This window comes from Geobacter benzoatilyticus (assembly GCF_017338855.1).
In the GTDB taxonomy this organism is placed as follows: Bacteria; Desulfobacterota; Desulfuromonadia; order Geobacterales; family Geobacteraceae; genus Geobacter; species Geobacter benzoatilyticus.
Genome location: NZ_CP071382.1, coordinates 2474302 through 2495969, shown reverse-complemented (window position 1 = coordinate 2495969; position 21668 = coordinate 2474302). Strand labels below are relative to the sequence as shown.

Here is a 21668-nt window from a genome sequence, read left to right as displayed (position 1 = left end):
TGTCAGATTGAAATTTATGGGTTATCGGTTTCAGAATCAGGGATGTTCTGCCGCTTTATCAGATGAATCAGGAATTCCCGGTTACCTTTCGGGCCGAGAATAGGCGATTCTGTAACTCCGCACACATGGAGTCCAAGGGATTCCGCCAGGGAGACGACGTTTTCAACCACTTCCCGGTGCTTTCCTTCATCCCGCACGACCCCCCCTTTGCCCACTTCGCCTTTCCCCACTTCAAACTGGGGCTTGATGAGGGCAACGACAGTGCCCCCGTTGCGGATGAGCCGAAGCGTCGGGGGCAGCACCTTGTCGAGGGAAATGAACGAGGCATCGATGACAGCCAGGTCGGGAAGTTCTGCGAGAGTGCCCGGCTCCAGGTACCGGATATTGGTCTTCTCAAGATTCACCACACGGGAATCCTGACGGAGCTTCCAGGCCAGCTGGCCGTATCCCACGTCTACGGCATAGACCTTCCGGGCACCCCGCTGGATGAGACAGTCGGTAAAGCCGCCGGTGGAGGCCCCCACATCAATGGCAACCAGATCAGTCACATCCAGGCCGAACTCATCGAGGGCTCGGGCAAGCTTCAACCCGCCGCGGCTCACAAACGGAATATCCTCTCCCTTGAGCCGGACATCGGCATCCAGCGACACCTGCGTCCCCGCCTTATCCGCAAGATGGTCGTTCACCACCACCTGTCCGGCCATGATGAGGGCACGGGCACGTTCCCGTGATTGGACGAGCCCTCGGTCCACCAGGAGTTTATCGAGGCGCTCCCTGTTTCTGATTCCGGTTGGAGTAGTGGAACTGGTCATGGGGAATAAGGATATCCTGTAGGACTGCCCATCCGACACGGCAGGGGAAGGAAGGGCTTGGGATACATGGCGTTAATTCATTAACAGCGCAGTTTCAGGCTCATAAAACCAGTAAATTGATATACCCCTATCCCCACCCCAGTGTCAACGCGATTCAAAAGATGACGCATCACCACAGCAGCGGATTCGAAGCCGGGCCAGACCCCGTTCCCCGCGACACGAGCGAACCGGTCTCAAAACCACACTCCTGGGCCATAAATGCAGCTGATATGGCGTTATGAATCTGCCTAAAAAATCCTTGCAATCCCCCGGAGACGATGCTATAGATGTAAGTCCCTACGCCGAAGTGGTGGAATTGGTAGACACGCAAGATTCAGGTTCTTGTGCGGGCAACCGTGTGCTGGTTCGAGTCCAGTCTTCGGCACCAGGAAGCAACAAGGGGTTAACCAACCGGTTAACCCCTTTTTCTTTGCCTCGATCCCCTGCTACACAGCCCTTACATCCCGCAATAATCTCCGCACCGGCTCATTCAACACCTTCACCAACTGAATTTCCGTCCTGCTGATTTCCCGCCGGGGAACCGGCCACCGGACATCTGACCGTAAAATAAAAAGTCGCCCCTTTTCCCGGTTCACCTTCGGCCCATATCTTACCGCCATGCCTGGCTATGATTCGCTGCACCGCCGCCAGCCCGATACCGGTCCCACCATACTCATTAATGCCGTGCAACCTCTGGAACGGGATAAAAAGCTTGTGGACATAGGCCATATCGAATCCTATGCCATTGTCGCGAACATAAAAGACCGTTTCTCCGTTGACCAGGCATGATCCGAATTCGATCCGGGGAGATGGAACCCTGGCAGTATATTTACAGGCATTGCCGAGGAGATTTTCCATGGCAAGACGTATGAGAATCGGATCGCCTTCGGCCTCCAGCTTTTCCGCAATGCTGACCTCCGTTTCGCGATCAGGTGCTTTCTGCCGCAAATCATTGACGATGCTCTCCGCAAGGCAGCTGAGATCGATCTTCTCCCTGTGGAGCTCCCTGCGGGTAACCCGCGAGAGCTCAAGGAGGTCGTTGATGAGCTGCCCCATCCTGTCGGCCGCAGCCCCCATCCGCTCAAGGTAGCGCTTGCCGGCCTCGTCAAGCTTGTCGGCATACTCTTCCAGGAGAATCGCGCTGAACCCGTTGATGCCGCGCAGCGGAGTACTCAGATCGTGGGCAACCAGGTAGCAGAATGCCTGCAGTTCGCGGTTGGACGCCTGAAGCTCGGCGGTGCGGTCCGCCACGCGCTGCTCCAGTTCATCGTTCATCCGCCGTATCAGTTCATTCTGCGCCTTTGCCTGCCGTTCGTAAACGATTCCGGAAACGCAGTCATCAATTGCCTCAAAGAGCATCTTGTGGTTAATGGGTTTCAGCACATACCTGCTGACACCCATTTTTATGGCCTCCAGAAGGTAGTCCGTTTCGCTGCAGGCAGAGATGACTATGATGTTTGCAGAGGGGTTTTCTTCCCGTATGGCGCGGGACATCTGGATACCGTCCATGAGCGGCATGCGGATGTCGGTCAGGACTATATCCGGCCGTCGCTCCCGGAAAACCTCAAGCCCTGCCATCCCGTTCTCCGCGACATGGATATCGAGGTTGGGGAACTTCCTTATAAGTACGCCCCTGAGCAGATCCCTGATTTCTGCCTCATCTTCCACATACAGAAGCGATAAACGGAAATCCGGGTATTGCAAGGATTCCATGTCAGACCTCTATCCTGAATTCCGCTCCTGCCCCGACGTTACGTGCAGTAAGCGCTCCGTTCATGTTTTTTTCAATAATGGTTTTAGACATGAACAAGCCGACTCCCGTCCCCCTGTCCGGTCCTCTGGTGGTGAAATACGGATCGAAGATCTTGTCCATAATCTCTTCCTGAATACCGCCACCGTTATCGGCAATGGCAATGGCGCTCTTGCCGGCTTTGGTTTCTATTGTGATCGTCACAAGCGGATTGTCAACCCTGCGCTCTACCAACACATCCCGCGCGTTCAGCAGAATATTTATCAGCACCTGGGAGAACTCGTTCGGATAGCCATTTACAACGGGATCTCCCGTAACGTTAGTTTCGATCTTGATCCTGGAACCGGCAAAGCTCCCCTCAATAATGGAGAGCGCGCGGGAAACGGCATCGCAGACCTTGAACGGAATCTTCTCCTTGTCCGGCCTGAAGAAATTCCTGAAATCGTCAATGGTTTGGGACATATGGGAGATAATCTTCATTGACTTTTCAGAACAACTTCTCAGGTCTTCCACGCGCAGGTCGCCGCGCTCGCCCCTCTCCGGCAGGCTCTGGACAATGATAGCAAGCAGGTTCAGCGGCTGGCGCCACTGATGGGCAATGTTGCCTATCATCTCTCCCATGGTGGCTTGGCGGCTCTGGAGGACTAGAAGGTGTTCCTTGTTCCGAAGTTCGTCTCCAGTCTGCTGGTGTTCCGCAATCTCTTCCTCCAGGGCGGCAACGGCCGTTTCCAGCTGTTGGTTCAGGTCGCGGGCATTTTCCTCGGCGCGCTTACGCTCCTCCACTTCCTGGCGAAGGGCTGAAATTGTATTACGCAGGTTGGTGTCGGCCGACTTGACCCTTTCCGTCATGACGTTAAAGGCCATGGCCAGCTGTCCGAGTTCATCATCGCCCCGCGGTTCGAGCCGGTGATCCAGGTTCCCGGAAGCCACTATCTCGGTACCGCGCCGCAAGCCTCCGATGGATGCAATGATGGCCCTGGAACTGAGTGCGGAGATTATGCTGATCACCAGCGCAAACATAACAAACAGAACGATGATGCTGTAGTTCAACTTTTGCCGTATCGCAACAAGTTCGTGCCGCTTGGCACCGGCAATGCGCTCTGCCGTACTGAACATTTCACGCGCCTTGAGGAGAAGAACCATCGAAAGTCGCTCTTCCCGGTCATCCAGTTGCTTAACATCGCCAGAGGCATCACCGTTATCCAGCGTCCCGCTCAGTTGAAATAGAATGCGGCCCATATCTCTGTGGATACGGCTCAGCTTGTGCCACAGATTATCATTTTCCCTACCGGAGATATGTTGTCCCGCCAGCATTTTTCCAAGGGCATCGTGCTTCAGGAGCCACTGGGCTTTGACCTGTTTCTCCCGGTAGAGCAGGTAGCGGTCCGACAGAAAGTTCAGGTCAAAAATATCATTTGATACTGAAGTAATAAACTGCAACTCATTCCGATGATAATCCTGAAGAGCGTTCATCCTGATGATATAGATGCTGCCCAGCAGGGCCACCACAAGGGGAAGGACGGATATTATAGCCAGACGTTTCCTTATGGACACCGGAGGCTACCTCATAACCGTAACAGCGGCAGGCTTGATGCCTAGCAGGGCATCCATGTAGACAAAGCCATGAAAATTCGGCACATCCGAGACCGCGACCCCTTTCCGCTTGCATACCCAGCGCGCCTGGCTTTCCAGGGTGATGGGCAATGTATGGTCCAGTGAAAGGTCAAATTCATAGTCGTCCCAAACATCTTTCAACTGGGCAGGCTCAAGCTTCAATGAGCTTAAAACCACCTTCTGCGCCCCATCCTCATCATGCATGATGTAGTTGTTTGCGCGGTCAAGGGCCTTGACGAACTTGCGTACTGAATCCTTGTTCCCGTTAACGAATTTCCGGGTGGCGACGATGTTCCAGTACATCTGATATGTTTCCTCGGAGAAGAATCTGACACCATTATTTCCAAGGCTTTTCAGCAACTGCGCCGTGTATTGGCTCCAGGTGGAAACCGCATCGACTTTGCCGGCAAGCAGCGCGTTCACTGTTTCCTCGGGCTTCAGCTCAACCACGGTAAGGTCGGTGTGCGGTATGCCCTTCATTATCAAAAATTCGTCGAGCAGAAACTCGCTGCTGGTCCCGGGGATGACGCCGACAACCTTCCCCCGTATGTGCTCCTGCTCGGTAATACCCCGATCCCTTCTGGCCACTATGCTGTTTTCCCTGCCGCTCTTGCAGATGGTGGCAAGTACCTGGATATCCGCGCCATCCAGCACGGCAAGAACAAAGGGAAAGTCCGCCACGGTGGCAAAATCGGCCTCCCCGCGCCGCACCGCAGCGAGTGCGTCTTTCCCCGTGGAATACATCTTCACTTCGACATCAAGCCCTTCCCCCTTGAAATACCCCTGTCTGTCGGCCACAAGAGCCGGAACGGAATCAAGCAGCGCCGCAACGGCAAAAACCAGGTGCTCGGGCGGCGCGGAACTCTTGCTGCTCCTTGACGCTTTCATTCCGATGACAACCAATAAACCACATATAACCACCGCAGCTGATCCAACGATTATTGCCCTGCTATTAGTCATGGCTATGCCTGTCTCCAGCTCAGACCATAATCCTGAACTCTGCGCCTTCCCCGGTGTTGTGCACGTTGAGCGTGCCGTTCATGCTTTTTTCTATAATGGTTTTGGCGATGAAAAGCCCAAGGCCGGTTCCGTGACTCGGCCCCTTCGAGGTGAAGTAGGGATCGAATACCTTGTCGATAATCCTCTTATCGATGCCGCCTCCGTTGTCGGCAATGGTCAGCACCATCCGGTTGTTTTCCATAAACATCCTGACCACCACGCGCGGTTCGTGAACATTCCTCTGCTCAATGGCATCCCTGGCATTCATGAGGATATTGAGAAGTGCCTGGGAGAATTCATTGGGATAACCGTTGATGGAGATGTCGCTTGAGCAATCGAACCGGACCTGTATCCCCATACTCCTGAAATTGTCTCCAATAAGTGACAGGGCATTGGTAACAACCCCTTTGACTCCGAACTGAACCTTTTCCTTGTCGGGGCTGAAGAAGTTCCTGAAATCGTCAATGGTCTTGGACATGTGGTAAATCAGCTGCATGGCCCGTTCGACCCTTTCCTCCAGGTATTCTGCAGTTAATTCTCCGGCGTCCAAGCTCACGGGCAACCCCTGAATGATAATCCCCAGGGTATTCAATGGCTGGCGCCACTGGTGAGCGATGTTGCCTATCATCTCACCCATGGCCGCGAGCCGGCCCTGATGGATGAGGAGCTGCTCCTGCTCGCGCAGCGCCTCAAGGGCCTGGATGCGGTCGAGGCTCTCTGTCCTCAGATCATTCAGGGCAGTGGCAAGCTCATGGGTGCGTTCCGCGACCTTCTGTTCCAGTTCGTCGTGGGCCGCCTGCAATTCTTGCGCGGCCCGCTTGCGTTTAGTTATGTCCTCGGCGATTCCCGTCGTGCCGATTACCTTGCCGTTCTGGTCAAACCGGGGCGCCCGGAACGTTTCGAAACACTTTTCTTCTCCATCCTCGACAACGTTCACCTCAACCAGCTTTTTCTGCCCGCTCCCCATAACCTCCTGGTCGTCGGCACGGACCATCTCGGCCAAATCCCGCGGCAGGAGTTCCAGGTCCGTTTTGCCGATGACCTCTCTGGGCGACGCACACCCAAAGGCAATTGCCAGCGGCCAGTTGACCTTCACGTAACGTCCTTCAGTATCCTTTAGCCAAGCCCGGTAGGGTATGTTGTCGAGGATGGCGTACACGTCGAGCTGGCTTTTTATGACCACATCCTCCAGCTCTTTGCGTTCGGTTATGTCCATGAACGCTCCGACCGCGCCACATGGCTTGCCCTCATTGTTCAAAAGCGCTGCCGCGGAGCAGTAAAGATTCCTAAACGTCCCGTCCTCCCGCTGGATGTCCAAGGTTTCTCCGCAAATGAGCTCACCGCGAACGGCCCTTTGCATGGGCAACTCCAAAGGAGAGAGCTCACGGCCGTCTTTGAAGACCCGGAATTTTGCCGCGTTGAAACCATGTTTTGATATTTCGCCCCCTGCCGGCACTCCGAGCAGTTTTTCAAGGGCCGGATTGCCCCGGATGACGTCACCCTGCGGCTCATTGGTAATGGCAAGACCGATGGGGGAGGTATCGAGGATAAGCTGCAATTCGGCCAGCCGCTGCTCCATCTCCTGATTCAATTGCAGAATCCTTTCCTCCGCCTGCTTACTCTCGGTAATGTCTTCGGAGGCAATGACAATTCCCCCGACCTGGTCCGACGAGTCATACCAGGGATGCAGCTCCCAGCGCAGCCATTGCACCGAGCCGTCGGCACGCACAAACGGCTCTCCCTCTTCCTTCAACTCTTCACCAGCCAACCCTCTCCGGTGAAACTCTTTCCACTTTTCGGGAAGCTCTGGGAAAACGTCATAGTGGCAGAGCCCCCGCAAATCGCGGTCGCCGAGCCTGTAGTCTCTCAACCAGCGCTTACTGACGCTCAGGTAGCGCATCTCGCGATCAAACATTGCCAGCCCCGCTGGAGCATGTTCGATAAAAAGGCGGAGCATTTTCTCATTTTCCCGCAACGCCTTCCCGGCCTCTTTCAAATCCGTGATGTCGTGGGCATAGATACGCACGACGGGATAAAGGGGCGTCAGAAAAACGGTCTCCCTGAATACCCCGTTTTTGACGGAAACCTCGCGGTACAGGGTTGCTTCGCTGCTCCTGTCCCAGTCGCGTACAATGGCGTCCAGGTCGTCGGGAACGAGCAGGCCGGCATCAGCCTCCGCGCCAATGCCTGCCAGAGCCTTGCAGGTAGCGGTGTTGCAGTAGGTAACGTTTCCGTTGTAATCGGTTTCGATGATGGGGTTAGGATTGAACTGGGGGAAATAGGAAAGGTGCCTTACGCGCTCATCAACCCTCTTGCGCTCGGTGATATCAGTTAAAAAAGAATAGTAATAAAGGGGGCTACCGGCTTTATCCTTCTTCAGATGCACAAGAAGTTCCACCGGCAGACGGGAGCCATCCTTTCGGATGTATTCCTTCTCGTACCTGACGGGTTCGCCGGTTCGCTTAAGCTCCGCCAGCTGCGCCAGTTCACTATCCCGCCACTCCGGAGGGGTAAGGGCGGTGCGCCAGTCCAGTTTCCGCAGCTCTTCCCCACTGTACCCGACAAGACGTTCAAACGCCCTGTTAACATGGCCCACACTGCCGTCGAGGTACCCGATGGCAAAGGGCTGGCCGGAGTCTTCAAGCAAATCGGCGAGAAAGCACATTTCATGCTCTGTGCCATCGCTCCATTCCTTGATCTGGCCCGCCAGTCCCTTTGAGCAGGAGCTTTCGTCAATACGAGGATTTCTGCCATCATCCTGCAAGCGCAACCCCTCTCCGTATCTTTATAACGACACTTAACAGTATCGTGCCGCCATTAAATTTCAAGTCCTGCACCCTCCTTCAAATCCCTTATCCCGGAACGGCAAACCTGCAAATGCATCAACCAAAAAGGGCACCCATTCTACTGGTGCCCTTTTTCCCGCATAAATTATCAGACAGAATTCTTTAAAGATGCCGGCAGAATGGAACCCAGCCGGCATCTCACCGCCGCCCGCGCTTCCTGCCGTCTGCCAGCGCTGCCACTTCTCCGGGAGTAAGCCGCCGGTACTCCCCCAACTTCAGCTCGCCGATGGCAAGGGCCCCATACCGTATCCGCCGCAGCCTGACCACCGAAAGGCTGACCGCCTCGCACATGCGGCGGACCTGACGATAGCGCCCCTCGTGAATTGTGATGGAAATCCAGGTATTGTTGTCGCTCTGTTTGGTTACTGCAACCCTTGCCGGAGCAGTCTTGCCGTCCTCCAGCTCAACGCCCTGCTCCAGCCGGGTAATCTGCTCCCGGGTCACCGTTCCCCGCACCCGCACGAGGTACTCCTTATCCACCTCATGCCTCGGATGGGCAAGACTGTTGGCCCATTCGCCGTCATTGGTAAGGAGCAGCAGCCCCTCGGTATTGTAGTCGAGACGCCCCACGGGGAAGACCCTCACCCCGAGCCCCTTGAGGAGATCGGTTACGATGGGACGCCCCTCGGGGTCCTTCAGGGTTGTCATATACCCCACGGGTTTATTTAGAAGGATGTATACCCGCTTTTCTTCAACGGTGACCGGCTTGCCGTCGACGGTGATATTATCGCGGGAAGGATCAGCCTTGGTGCCGAGCTCGGTAACCGGCGCACCGTTAATCATGACACGCCCGTCTGTGATCATCCGCTCTGCCTCCCGGCGGGAAGCGACCCCGGCCTGGGAAAGTATCTTCTGCAACCGCTCTTCCATATTCCCTCTCAAAAATGGCGAAAGGCCAGAAGCGAAGGACCATACCCCCCACCCCTAGCCTTTTGCCGGTCAATGCATCGGTAACGCCTACTCGGCAAACCGGCTCATCTTGCGGAACTTCTGGTACCGACCTTCCACGAGCTGCTCCACGGAGAGCGTCTTCAACTCATTCAGGTGCCGGAGAATGGCCTCCTTGAGGTTCTTGGCCATGGCCTCGTGATCCCGGTGGGCGCCACCCAGGGGCTCCTTGACGATCTCGTCGATGACCTCCAGCTCCTTCAGGTCGGGAGCGGTAAGCTTCAGGGCCTCGGCGGCCTGGGCACCCTTGGTGCCGTCGGACCAGAGGATGGCGGCGCACCCCTCGGGGGAGATTACGGCGTAGATGGAGTATTCCAGCATCAGCACCCGGTCCCCCACGGCGATGGCCAGCGCCCCGCCGGAGCCCCCCTCGCCGGTGATGACGACGACGATCGGCACGGTCAGGGCCGCCATCTCCCGCAGGTTGCGGGCAATGGCCTCGGCCTGGCCCCGCTCCTCGGCGCCGATGCCGGGATAGGCGCCCGGGGTGTCAACGAAAGTGATTATCGGCATCCGGAACCGCTCGGCCATCTCCATGAGGCGCAGGGCCTTGCGGTACCCCTCGGGGTTGGGCATGCCGAAGTTGCGGTAAACCTTCTCCTTGGTGTCGCGCCCCTTCTGGTGGCCGATGACCATGACCGGCTCGCCGTCCAGCTTGGCCATGCCGCCGACGATGGCGTGGTCGTCGCCGAAGAGGCGGTCGCCGTGGAGCTCCACGAAATCGGTGAAAATGTGCGTGAGGTAGTCGAGGGTGAAGGGGCGGTCGATGTGGCGTGCCACCTGAACCATCTGCCAGCGGGAGAGGTTGGCGAAGATCACCTCCCGCATCTTGTCCACCTTCTTCTCCAGCTTGACCACCTCGGTCTTCAACTCCGAGTTGTCGCCGGCGATATCGGCCAGCTCCTGAATTTTCTGCTCCAGTTCAACCACCGGCTTTTCAAATTCCAGAAAAAATTGGGAAGCCATTTATTTTCTCCTTTGTACTATTCCGTATAAATGTATCTCAACGCATCGGGGCGGTTATTCAAACGACACGGCATGATAGCCGAAGAGGTTCTTCACTTCAAGGGAGAGTTCCTCGCTGGCGGCAACCAGATACGAATCGGGCAGCGCGATGGTGGCCCGGCACTGGGCCGGGATCTCTATGGCGAGAAGCGTTTTGCAGTTTCCGGGATAGCGGCGCATGATCCCCTTGAGGGTTTCAAGGCGGCTGCGGTCGAGGCCGTCGCCGGAGAGGGTGAAGATCACCCGTTTCGTCTCCCGGCTGCTCACGTCCCGCAGGAGCACCACCTCGTTTGCCATGATCTTGATATTCTTCTCCCCCTTGTCGATGGTGCCGGTAACGAGGAGCGGGTCATCGGACTTGAGGTATTCGGAACCGGCGGCGAATGCCTCGGGGAAAACCACCACCTCCACCGAGCCGAGCAGGTCCTCCAGGGTGGCGAAGGCCATCCGGTCCCCCTTCTTGGTTATCAGCTCCTTGAGGGAGGTGACGATGCCGCAGAGCTTGACCTCGCTCTTGTCGGCCCGCCCGTCGAGGGTGGCGGTATCCACGGTGGCAAAGCGTTTTATCTCCTTCTCGTAGCGCCCCAGGGGGTGGCCGGTAATGAAGAAGCCGAGGGCCTCCTTCTCCAGCCCCAGTTTCAGCTTGTCATCCCACTCGGGGATATCGGGAAGCTGCGTCTTCCCTTTGCCGTTGCCGTTGGTGCGGATGATCTCTTCGACACCGAAGAGGGATACCTGGGCGCTCTCCCGCTCCTGCTGGATCTTCTGGCCGATGGCCATGGCATCCTCCAGGGCCGACATGAGCTGGGAGCGCAGGCCACCGGTGGAGTCGAAGGCACCGCATTTGACCAGGGATTCCACCACCCGCTTGTTGACCTTGTGGAGATCGACCCGCTCGCAGAAATCGAAGAGGTCTTTGAAATCCCCCTCTTTCCGCGCCTCGATAATCGCCTCGATGGCCCCCTCCCCTACGTTTTTCACGGCCCCGAGGCCGAAACGGATGGAGTTTCCCAGAACCCGGAAGGAGAGATGGGAGTCATTGATATCGGGGGGGAGGATCTCGATCCCCATCTCCCGGCAGTCGGAAATGGTCTTCACCACCTTATCGGTGTTCCCCATGTCCTCGGTGAGGAGTGCGGCCAGGAACTCCACCGGGTAGTGGGCCTTGAGATAGGCAGTCTGATAGGCCACGAGGGCGTAGGCGGCCGAGTGGGACTTGTTGAAGCCGTACTCGGCAAACTTGGCCATGAGGTCGAAGATTGCCCCCGCCTTCTGGAGGTCGATGCCGCCGTTCTTGGCACCTTCCAGGAAGATGTCCCGCTGCTTGGCCATCTCCGCCGGGTCCTTTTTCCCCATGGCGCGGCGCAGCAGGTCGGCGCCGCCGAGAGAATAGCCCGCCAGGGTCCGGGCGATCTGCATGACCTGCTCCTGGTATACGATGACCCCGTAGGTGTCCTTGAGGATCGGCTCCAGCTGGGGCAGGTCGTAGACCACCTTCTTGCGGCCGTGCTTGCGGTCGATGAAGTCATCCACCATCCCCGAGCCGAGGGGACCAGGCCGGTAGAGGGCGCAGGCGGCGATGACGTCCTCGAAGCAGGAAGGCTTCAGCTTCACGAGCATGTCCTTCATGCCGCTGGATTCAAGCTGGAACACGCCGGTGGTGTTGCCGGCGGAGATGAGATCATAGCTGGCCTGGTCGTCGTCGCGCAGGGCCGCGATGTCGAAGTTGGGGTCCTTGCCGGCCCGGATGATCTTCACCGCGTTGTGGATGACCGTCAGGTTCTTGAGCCCCAGGAAGTCGAACTTCACGAGGCCGATCTTCTCCACGTACTTCATGGAGTACTGGGTGGTGAGGGAGCCGGTCTTCTGGTCCTTGTAGACGGGGCAGAACTCCTCCAGCACCTTGGGGGCCACCACTACGCCGGCCGCGTGGGTGGAGGCGTGGCGCGCAAGCCCTTCGAGGCAGAGGCCGATATCGAGAAGCTCCTTCACCCGGGGGTCGGCCTCGGCGGCTTCCTTCAGGCGGGGCTCCTGGGCAATGGCGTCCTTCAGCTTGATGCCGAGGACTTCAGGCACCAGCTTGGCGATACGGTCCACCTCGCCGTAGGTCATATCCAGGGCACGCCCCACGTCGCGGATGACGGCCCGGGCCGACATGGTCCCGAAGGTGATGATCTGGCAGACCTGGTCGCGGCCGTATTTCCCGGTGACGTAGTGGATAACCTCCTCGCGGCGGTCCTGGCAGAAGTCCACGTCGATATCGGGCATGGATATCCGTTCCGGGTTCAGGAAGCGCTCGAAGAGCAGATTGTAGGGGAGCGGGTCCAGGTCGGTGATCCGGATGGAATAGGCGACCAGGGAACCGGCCGCCGAACCCCGGCCCGGCCCCACGGGGATGCCGTGGTCCTTGGCCCAGTTGATGAAGTCGGCCACGATGAGGAAGTAGCCGGGGAACCCCATCTGCGCGATGCAGTCCAGCTCGATGCGCAACCGCTCCCAGTACTTCTGCTCCTGCTCCGGAGTCATGTCGGGGGTTTTGAGCCGGATCTCCCTGAGCCGGAGCTCAAGCCCCTTGCGGGCCGCATCCTCCAGCATCTGGTCGAGGGTCTGCCCCACGGGGGGATCGAACTGGGGGAAGTAGTAGGTCTTGAAATCAAAGTCGAGGTTGCACCGCTCGGCGATCTTCACGGTATTGGAAACGGCCTCCGGCGCATAGTGGAACGCGGCGGCCATCTCCTCGGGGGTCTTCACGTAGAACTCGTCGGTGGAGAAGCGCATCCGCGAGGCATCGTTCATGGTCTTGCCGGTCTGGATGCAGAGGAGCACCTCATGGGCCCGGGCATCCTCCCGGTTCAGGTAGTGGCAGTCGTTGGTGGCCACCAGCGGCAGCCCCACCTCCCGCGCCACCTCCAGGAGCCCCTTGTTGGCCTTGTCCTGCTCCGTAAGGCCGTTCTCCTGGAGCTCGATATAGTAGCGGTCCGGAAAGAGGTCCGCGTACCAGCGGGCCACATCCACCGCCTCGGCAATCCGGTCCCGTTCGCAGAGGTAGGCCACCTCCCCCTTCAGGCAGGCGGATAGGCAGATAAGCCCCTCGGAATACTGGGCCAGCACCTCTTTATCGATGCGGGGCTTGTAGTAAAAACCCTCCTTGAAACCGACGGAGACCAGCTTCGACAGGTTCCGGTAGCCGGTCATGTTTTCGCAGAGAAGAAGCAGGTGGTAACCGGCGCCGGCCTCCACCCCCTTCACTTCCTTCACGAAGCGGGAACCGGGGGCGATATAGACCTCGGAGCCGATAATCGGCTTCACCCCCTTGTCCTTGCACTTGAGGTAGAACTCCATGGCGCCGAACATCACCCCGTGGTCGGTGATGGCCACGGCGGGCATATCGGTATCTTTGGCCTTCTTTATCAGATCGCCGAGGCGTATCGCGCCGTCGAGGAGGGAATACTGGGTATGGAGATGGAGGTGCACAAAACTCATGGGGGGTACCTGTGTGACGTTACCGGGAGATGACAATTTTACTTTCGCTAAAAAATTCCATTGATTATGCCACGAAAACGGCAACGGTGTCAACACGGCCGGCAGCGGGCAAAAAAGTGCCACATCAAATACAATTGACTGTTTTCACTACACTTTACTCTCACCCGACACCATAAAATTTCCCAGGGCATGGCGTGCGGCCGCCACACTTGCTGGCAAGCTGCCGATTTTACATTATAATAAAACAACAATCATCAGTTCCAGCCTACAGAAAGTGGAGCCCAATGCCCCTGCACGCCCTCATCATCACGCCCTGCGCCACCAAGGCAAGTAGAGATTTCAGCGCCGCCGGACAAGACTGCAAACTCACCCCCAACCTCCACCGGGCCACATCCATAATCCACTCTTCAGGAGAAGTACGGCGGGTCTTTCTCTTCAGCGGCCACATGATCGACGCCCCCGACCGCCCCGAACCCCGCTTCCCCCCCGACAAGGAGCCGATAGCCGCAGCCGCCATCGCCGCCAAGCTGGATGAGCTTGGGGCCGGTCCCGGCGACCTGGCCCTCTGCAGCGGAGCCTGCGGCGGTGACATTCTCTTCGCCGAGGCTTGCCTGGCCCGCGGAGTGCGGGTGGAAATACGCATCCCCTTCAATATCCCTGAATTCCTCAACCGCTCCGTCACCTTCGCAGGCGAACGGTGGCGGGACCGTTTCTTCACCGTCATAAACACCCCCCTTGCCACCCTCTTCGTCATGCCCGACGAGTCGGGACCGTCACCAACGAACGAGAACCCTTACGTACGCACCAACCTCTGGCTCCTCCACACGGCCCTCGCCCTGGGAGAGGAGAAGGTTCACTTCATCTGCCTCTGGAACCGCCGGGGTGGCGACGGACCCGGCGGCACCGAACACCTGCACGACGAGGTCAACAAGCGGACCGGCCAGGTCCATGTACTCGACACCAACAAGCTTTTCTTTCAAGGAGGAACGTCATGAGCCAGGAAGCTCTCAAGCAGCGCATCTCCGCACCGGGCCCGAAGAAAATACTTGCCCTCGACGGCGGCGGCATCCGCGGCATAATGACCGTCGAGGTGCTGGCAGGGATCGAGGACACCCTGCGCCGGCAGCTGAACCGCGGCAGCGATTTTGTCCTGTCCCAGTACTTCGATTTCTTCGCGGGGACCAGCACCGGAGCCATTATCGCAGCCTGCCTCTCCCTCGGCATGTCCGCCGCGGACATTCGCACCTTCTACGTGGCCAGCGGAAAGGATATGTTCGACAAGGCATTTCTCCTCAAACGCTTCCGCTACAAGTACGAAGACGATAAGCTTGCGGAAAAGCTTCAGGAGGTCTTCGGAAAGGGAACCACCCTGGGAAGCGACCGGCTCAAGACCCTCCTCATGATGGTCATGCGCAACGCCAGCACCGACTCCCCCTGGCCCGTCTGCAACAACCCCGGTGCCAAGTACAACCGCCCAGACCGTCACGACTGCAACCTGAACATCCCCCTCTGGCAACTGGTGAGGGCAAGCACCGCCGCTCCCGTTTACTTCCCGCCCGAAGTAGTGCGCGTCGGGAGCAAGGAATTCATCTTTGTGGACGGCGGCATCACCACCTGCAACAACCCCGCCTTCCAGGCGTTCCTCATGGCCACGGTAGAGCCCTACAACCTGCGGTGGACGGCAGGCGAAGATAAACTTCTCATAGTTTCCATCGGCACCGGTACCAGCCCCCAGGCAAACGCCGATCTGGCCCCCGACGAGATGAACCTCCTCTACAACGCGGGTTCTATCCCGTCGGCACTCATGTACGCTGCCCTCAACGAACAGGACTTCCTCTGCCGCACCTTCGGCAAGTGCCTGGCCGGCGACCCCCTCGACCGGGAGGTGGGTGACATGATCGGCAAGAGCGGACCGGTGGTGCCCAAGCTTTTCACCTACCTGCGCTACAACGCCGAACTGTCGCGGGAAGGTCTCAACAGCCTCGGACTCACCCATATCAAACCGGAAAAGGTCCAGAAACTCGATTCAGTGGAGCATATCGGCGAACTTCAGGAGGTGGGCAAGGCCGTGGTGGCGAAGACGTTGAAGCCGGAACATTTTGCGGCATTCTCTTAACTGCATTTAACACGTTGGTTCAGATAGTTATATTCATATTGCTAAAGCGCTGCACGAATCGCTCAAAATCGCGCGCCACCTTACATACTTACCTTAAAAACAACGGGGCCGGGTAAGTATCGGCACACCCAATCCATATTGCAAACGGAGTCCCATGAAAACAATCCGTCTCTTCATATCCTCCACCTTCCGGGACATGCACGCCGAACGGGACTGGCTCAACCGGGTCGTTTTCCCCGAGTTGCGAAGCCGCTGCCGTCGCCGGGGAGCTGAATTCGTGGGGGTGGATCTGCGCTGGGGGGTGACTGAGGAGGAGGCCCGGCAACGGGGGGCTCTGGCGGTCTGCCTCGACGAAATCGGCCGATGCGACCTTTTCCTGGGGCTTCTGGGGGACCGGTACGGCTGGGTGCCGCCGCCGGAAGAAGTTCCGGCGGAGATTTTCGCGGCGGTCCATGACGGCGGACAAGCAAGCGATGAAGAGCTATCACTCATTGACGCTTGCTACCGGTGGGACGGAACCACGCTCCCGGCCCGCTTCAGGCTTCGGCGCGACACCGGCATCTCTCCTGAAACGGCCGCTGCTCTCACCCGCATCTGGCAACGTTCAGGGCTTCCAGGCGCCGGCGAATCGGTAACAGCCCTGGAAATACGGCACGGAGCCATGGCCCCCGGAGTGCGCCGGGGAAAAGCATTCATCTTCCTCCGCTCCGGAGGGGTACATCGGCATCCCTCATTCCCCCCGTCATTTGTTCCTGTTTTTACCGATGCCGATGCCTCCACCACGAAACATTTAGCCGCCCTCAAGGATGAAATTCGCAGCGCGGCAGGCGCTACGCTGGTAGTGCGGGAGTACCGCACCGGCTTCGGCGGATTCAGGATCGACCCCATGTTTCTCACTACAGAGGAAGGGGGCCCGGCATTGCGGGACGGCATCATCCAGCCGGACGAATGGGACGGTCTCAGCGAAGGGGCCCGGCAGGCGGTCGCGGCCCACGGCACCGTTGCCCTCACCGGGATGGAGGAGTTCGGCAATCGGGTGCTGAATGACCTCTGGTGGGGCATCGAACCGCTGTTGAAAAACGGCCGGCGGCAGGATACCACCGGACAGTCCCGGCACGAGCGTTTCGCCCGCGAGCGGGCCTCCCGCTGCTTCGGCCGCGAAGGCATGGTTACCGGGGTCATGGGATACCTGAAGGATTTCGGCAACCGGTTTCCCCATATCCTGTCCGGTTTGCCCGGCTGCGGCAAAACAACCCTCCTGGCCGCCTGCATCGAACGATTGCGGGAAGAATCGCCGGAAACAGTCGTAATCCCCTGGTTCATCGGGGCCGCTCCGGGTTCCACCGAGCTCACCGCCATGGTTCGCTCCCTCTGCGAACAGTTGCGCCGCGCCTGCCGGCTGGACCTTGAGCCATCCCCCGACCCCGACAAGCTGCGTCTTCAGCTCCCTGCCTTCCTGACCGCTGCCGGCGCGGTGAAACCGGTTGCACTCTTCATAGATGCCCTCAACCAGCTGGACCCGCAGGGTGGAAGCCACGCCCTGGAATGGTTTCCCCGCACCCTGGCGCCGGGGGTGAAAGTTGTGGCCAGCACCCTCACCGGCCCCTGTCTCGACCGGCTGAAGGAACGGCTGCCGGCGGACCACATCGTCACCCTCCCTCCCCTGGAATCAGGCTCCCGGGAAATCCTCATGGACGAGCACCTGGCCCGCCGGGGCAAGAAGCTTTCGCCCCCCCAGCGGGCCATGCTTCTCGACACGGCGGCACGGCCCGATGCGGCGCTGCCCCTCTATCTCGTGGCGGCCCTGGATGAACTTTGCTGCCACGGCGATTTCGAGACCCTGACGGAGAGAATATCGGCCCTTCCGCCAACGGTGACTGAGCTTTTCGACCAGATCCTGCAGCGCCTGGAACGGGACCACGGCGCCGACCTGGCCGCAGCGGCACTGTCGGCCATGGCGGTATCCAGGGACGGGCTCCTTGAACCGGAAATCATCGACCTGCTCCAGGAGGATGGCAAATCCACGGCGTCACTTCCCTGGACCCGCTTCTACCGTGCACTGGAGCCCTTCCTCCGTCCATCCGGCGAGGAAGGGGGAAGCGGGCTCATCGGGTTCTTCCACGACCAGCTCCGCTTTACCGCCTTTCGCCGTTACCTCGGCATGTCTTCACCCACTACGCCCCCCACCCTCCTTTTCCGGCAGGCCCACGAACGACTGGCTGCATATTTTCGGGCAAATGCCCTGAAAAATGGTTCCGGAAACTCGTGGAACCCCGAGCGACGCCGCCCCCTGGCCGAATATCCCTTTCACCTGGCCGGCGCGGGAAAAGAACAGGAACTGCGGGGGCTCATGCTCGATTTCCGGTGGCTGAAGGCAAAGTTCCAGGCCCTCGACGTGGCGGGAGTCCTCGCCGATATCGCTCTCCTCCCCCCAGAGCCGGTCATCTCGACTCTGGCCCACTCCATCCGCCTTTCGACCAGCGTCCTGGCCGTTGACAAGTCACAGTTAGCCGGCCAGCTGACGGGACGGCTTCTGCTGAGGAGCGAACAGGAGCTCCAGGCACTGGCAGCACAGGCAAGCGCCGGCCTCGACGAGTTATCGCTGCTCCCGGCAACGCCGTCTCTCTACCAGGCAGGAGGCGCCATCGAGCGGGTTCTCGGCACCCACACCCATCCGGTGCGGGGAGTCGACGTTACCCCCGACGGCAAGCGGGCCGTCTCCGCCGCAGAAGACACGACGCTCAGGATATGGGATCTGGCCACCGGCGCCGAACTGATGGTCCTCAGGGGGCACGAAACCGAAGTGCTGGCCGTGGCGGTCTTGCCCGACGGCCGCAGAATCGCCTCGGGCTCGCGGGACGGCACCGTCAGGCTGTGGGATGCCGATACGGGGGAATGTTTCCTCATCCTGCGGGGACACACCCTCCCAGTCAGCTCTCTGGCGGTCGCTCCCGACGGCACCTGGCTTGCGTCGGCCTCCTGGGACAGCACGATTCGGATATGGGATCCGTTCACCGGCCGCGAGCAGAGATGCATCCAGGGGCACGCCTACGGTGTAAACGCCCTGGCCGCAGCCCCGGACGGCAAGACACTGGTCTCGGCCTCCTTCGACCGGACCATCAAGACCTGGAATCCGTTCACGGGCGAATTGCTCCGCGCCATGTCCGGACACAGCCGGCAGGTGCTCGCCCTGGCAGTGACCCCGGACGGCAGGCAAATCATCTCCGGTTCGGAAGACTGCACCCTGAAGCGGTGGGACCTGGCCGAAGGGCGCGAACTCTGGACCTATTACGGCCATACGGACGGCGTCAGCTGCGTTGCGGTCACCCCCGACGGCAAGGAGATCATTTCAGGCTCGTGGGATTTCACCCTCCGGCGCTGGGCACCGGACCAGGCCCAGCCGACGGAAACCCTCCGGGGACACACTTTCAAGGTGAGCGCCGTTACCGTAACGCCCGACAGCTCCACCGCCGTCTCCGCAGCCCGGGACACCACCCTCAAGGTCTGGAACCTGGCAGGCGCCGCCGCGCCGTCCCCCCCGGGCCATGACGCCACAGTCACCGCCTCGGCCTTCGCACCTTCCGGCGCCATAGCGCTCACATCCTCCTGGGATCGGAAGATCAAGGTCTGGCGAACCGCCAACGGCGCGGAAATCGCCACCCTCTCGGGGCACGAAGACTGGGTGAGGGATGTGGCAATCACTCCCGACGGTAACCGGGCCATATCCGCGTCCCACGACCGGACGGTGCGGCTATGGGACCTGGAACGGTACCGGGAAATCTGGACTTTCCGTGGTCACGAAGCGGAAGTATGGTCGGTGGTCGCCACCCCCGACGGCCGCCGGGCCTTCTCGGCAGGGCTCGACTGCACCCTGCGCGAGTGGGATCTGGAAACCTTCCAGCCCCTGGGGGTAACGGGGCTCCCCTCCCCCACCCGGGTCACCGGCATCTCCCCCGACGGCACGCTCCTGGCGCTGGTGGCCCAGTTTCCCACCTTCATCATCCGGGATACGCGCACCGGCTCCCTGACCCCCTATCCCCCCCAGCACCGCGACCAGGTGAACGATGTCGCATTCCTTCCCGGCGGTACACAGGTACTTACCGCCTCCAGCGACCGGACCCTCAAGCTGTGGGACCTCGTCACCGGCCAGGTCCTCTACACCCTGAGGGGCCACAATCGCGAAGTATGGAGCGTAGCCGTCACCCCCGACGGCCGCCGGGCCGTATCCGCGTCTGACGACCGGAGCCTCATCCTCTGGGACCTGGAGGGGATGAAACCCATCGCCACCTTCACGGGCGACGGGGCGCTGGTACCTTCAGCCATCTCGCCGGACGGTAAGATGATAATTACCGGCGACGAAGCGGGAGCAGTGCATCTGCTGCGGGTAGAGGGGGTTCGGCAGGGTTCTGCGCTGTTATCGGGGAAGTGATAAAAAAGAAGGAATGATGTTGCGGAAGCGGCAGCCGGAGGGGAACGGAATCCCCCCCGGCTGCCGTTTTTCGTCCGGGCGCTCCTTAGTTCGGCACGGAAGGGAGTTCCACCCCGGCCATCTTCTGGATCATCCGGACCACCTGGCAACTGTAGCCGAATTCGTTGTCGTACCAGACATAGAGGACGCAGCGCTTACCCTGGGAGATGGTGGCCAGGGAATCAACCACGCCGGCGTGGCGCGAGCCGACGAAATCGCTGGAAACCACCTCTGACGAGTTGGTGTAGTCGATCTGGTTCTGGAGCGGCGAATCCAGGGAGATCTGGCGCAGGTGACCGTTGATCTCCGCAACGTCGGCCTCCTGGCCCAGCTCCAGGTTGAGAATGGCGAGCGACACGTTGGGGGTCGGCACCCGGATGGCGTTGCCGGTCAGCTTGCCGGTCAACTCCGGAAGCGCCTTGGCCACAGCCTTGGCGGCACCGGTCTCGGTAATAACCATGTTGAGGGGGGCACTCCGGCCGCGGCGGGAAGCCTTGTGGTAGTTGTCGATCAGGTTCTGGTCGTTGGTGTAGGAGTGGCAGGTCTCCACGTGGCCGCTCACGATCCCGAACCGGTCGTTTACCGCCTTGAGCACCGGAACGATGGCGTTGGTGGTGCAGCTGGCCGCGGAGAAGATATTCTCCTCAGGGGTAATCAGCTCATTGTTGATGCCGGCGACGATATTGGGGATATCCCCCTTGCCCGGGGCGGTAAGGACCACCTTCGAGATTCCCTGCGCCTTCAGGTGCCGGCCGAGCCCCTCGCGGTCACGCCACTTGCCGGTGTTGTCGATGAGGATGGCGTTCTTGATGCCGTACTGGGTGTAGTCGACGTTCTCGGGGGCGTCGGCGTAGATGATGCGGATCATGTTGCCGTTGGCGATGATGGCGTTCTCTTCTTCGTCAAAGGTAATGATGCCGTTGAAATGGCCGTGGACCGAGTCGCGGCGCAGGAGGCTCGCCCGCTTTGCCAGATCGCCCGCCCCACCCTTGCGGACGACGGCCGCCCGAATCCGCAGTTTTTCGCCGCTGCCGGCCTTCTCCACGAGAATCCGGGCGAGGAGACGGCCGATGCGGCCGAAGCCGTAGAGTACGACGTCACGGGGCTCGCTCAGGATGGGAGTCCGGCCGGTGTTGACCGAGGCCAGTTCCCGGCGCACGAAATCATCCACCCCGAGCCCGCCCCCTTCCGCCTTGTAGCGGACGGTGAGCTTGCCGATGTCAACCCGCGCCGGAGCCAGGTCAAGCCGAGTCATTGCTTCAACGATGGGGAACGTATCAAGGACGGACAGCTCGTCATCGAGAATCAGACGGGCAAACCGGTGGGATTTGAGGATATCGATCGTGGTGCCGTTGACGAGGGTACGGCCGTAAACCGTGGTCACGACATTGTGCTCCCGATAGAGCTTGCCTATCAGGGGGAGCATGAGTTCGGCGCACTCTTCCAAGTGCTGCCATTCCATGAGGTAGGTCTTCTGCATCTGGTTGTTCATACCAACAACTCCTTCTTTGTGGGTTTCCGTGGCGGTCGCCGGCGGCCCGGCACAGAAACGTCATGTTACTACATTATTAAGTCAAAATGAACAACG

At 59.5% G+C, this 21668-nt stretch carries 12 protein-coding genes and 1 tRNA gene; 4 read left to right on the top strand and 9 right to left on the bottom strand.

From position 1 onward, the window contains the following. Positions 1–14: 14 nt before the first annotated feature. Positions 15–812: a TlyA family RNA methyltransferase gene (locus JZM60_RS11420; protein ID WP_207162583.1), complete on the bottom strand. Its 798-nt coding sequence runs from the start codon at positions 810–812 to the stop codon at positions 15–17. Between the two features lie 340 nt (positions 813–1152). Here JZM60_RS11420 and JZM60_RS11415 point away from each other — a divergent pair. Further along, a tRNA-Leu gene (locus tag JZM60_RS11415) sits at positions 1153–1239 on the top strand. Between the two features lie 98 nt (positions 1240–1337). Here JZM60_RS11415 and JZM60_RS11410 read toward each other — a convergent pair. The 7 genes from JZM60_RS11410 to dnaE all read right to left on the bottom strand — a co-directional run bounded on the left by JZM60_RS11410 (position 1338) and on the right by dnaE (position 13496). Next, positions 1338–2564, bottom strand: a complete 1227-nt coding sequence (locus JZM60_RS11410) for a sensor histidine kinase (RefSeq protein ID WP_207162582.1) — start codon at positions 2562–2564, stop codon at positions 1338–1340. Between the two features lies 1 nt (position 2565). Next, positions 2566–4155, bottom strand: coding sequence for a sensor histidine kinase (locus JZM60_RS11405; protein ID WP_207162581.1), 1590 nt, complete (start codon positions 4153–4155; stop codon positions 2566–2568). Between the two features lie 6 nt (positions 4156–4161). Then, positions 4162–5103, bottom strand: a complete 942-nt coding sequence (locus JZM60_RS11400) for an ABC transporter substrate-binding protein (RefSeq protein WP_207162580.1) — start codon at positions 5101–5103, stop codon at positions 4162–4164. A 91-nt stretch (positions 5104–5194) separates the two neighbouring features. Next, positions 5195–7984 carry a PAS domain S-box protein gene (locus JZM60_RS11395; RefSeq protein WP_207162579.1) on the bottom strand — a complete coding sequence of 930 codons (2790 nt, stop codon included), beginning with the start codon at positions 7982–7984 and terminating at the stop codon, positions 5195–5197. A 214-nt stretch (positions 7985–8198) separates the two neighbouring features. Next, a complete protein-coding gene (locus JZM60_RS11390; protein WP_207162578.1) occupies positions 8199–8930 on the bottom strand; it encodes a pseudouridine synthase in 732 nt (243 codons plus the stop codon). Positions 8931–9017: 87 nt separating this feature from the next. Continuing rightward, the gene (locus JZM60_RS11385; RefSeq protein ID WP_207162577.1) at positions 9018–9974 is read right to left on the bottom strand and encodes an acetyl-CoA carboxylase carboxyltransferase subunit alpha; all 957 of its coding nucleotides are present in this window, start codon (positions 9972–9974) and stop codon (positions 9018–9020) included. Between the two features lie 54 nt (positions 9975–10028). After that, entirely contained in the window at positions 10029–13496 is a 3468-nt protein-coding gene (gene dnaE, locus JZM60_RS11380; protein ID WP_207162576.1) for a DNA polymerase III subunit alpha, read from the bottom strand. Between the two features lie 284 nt (positions 13497–13780). Between dnaE and JZM60_RS11375 the strand changes: the two genes are divergently transcribed. The 3 genes from JZM60_RS11375 to JZM60_RS11365 all read left to right on the top strand — a co-directional run bounded on the left by JZM60_RS11375 (position 13781) and on the right by JZM60_RS11365 (position 20041). Continuing rightward, positions 13781–14491, top strand: coding sequence for a hypothetical protein (locus tag JZM60_RS11375; protein ID WP_241426240.1), 711 nt, complete (start codon positions 13781–13783; stop codon positions 14489–14491). Continuing rightward, positions 14488–15612: a patatin-like phospholipase family protein gene (locus JZM60_RS11370; RefSeq protein WP_207162575.1), complete on the top strand. Its 1125-nt coding sequence runs from the start codon at positions 14488–14490 to the stop codon at positions 15610–15612. Before JZM60_RS11375 ends, JZM60_RS11370 begins: the two co-directional genes overlap by 4 nt. Positions 15613–15766: 154 nt before the next feature. Continuing rightward, the gene (locus JZM60_RS11365) at positions 15767–20041 is read left to right on the top strand and encodes a DUF4062 domain-containing protein (RefSeq protein ID WP_207162574.1); all 4275 of its coding nucleotides are present in this window, start codon (positions 15767–15769) and stop codon (positions 20039–20041) included. An 85-nt stretch (positions 20042–20126) separates the two neighbouring features. Here JZM60_RS11365 and JZM60_RS11360 read toward each other — a convergent pair whose 3' ends face one another. Continuing rightward, on the bottom strand, positions 20127–21572 hold the full coding sequence (locus JZM60_RS11360; RefSeq protein WP_207162573.1) for a glyceraldehyde-3-phosphate dehydrogenase: 1446 nt from the start codon (positions 21570–21572) through the stop codon (positions 20127–20129). Positions 21573–21668: the final 96 nt, after the last annotated feature.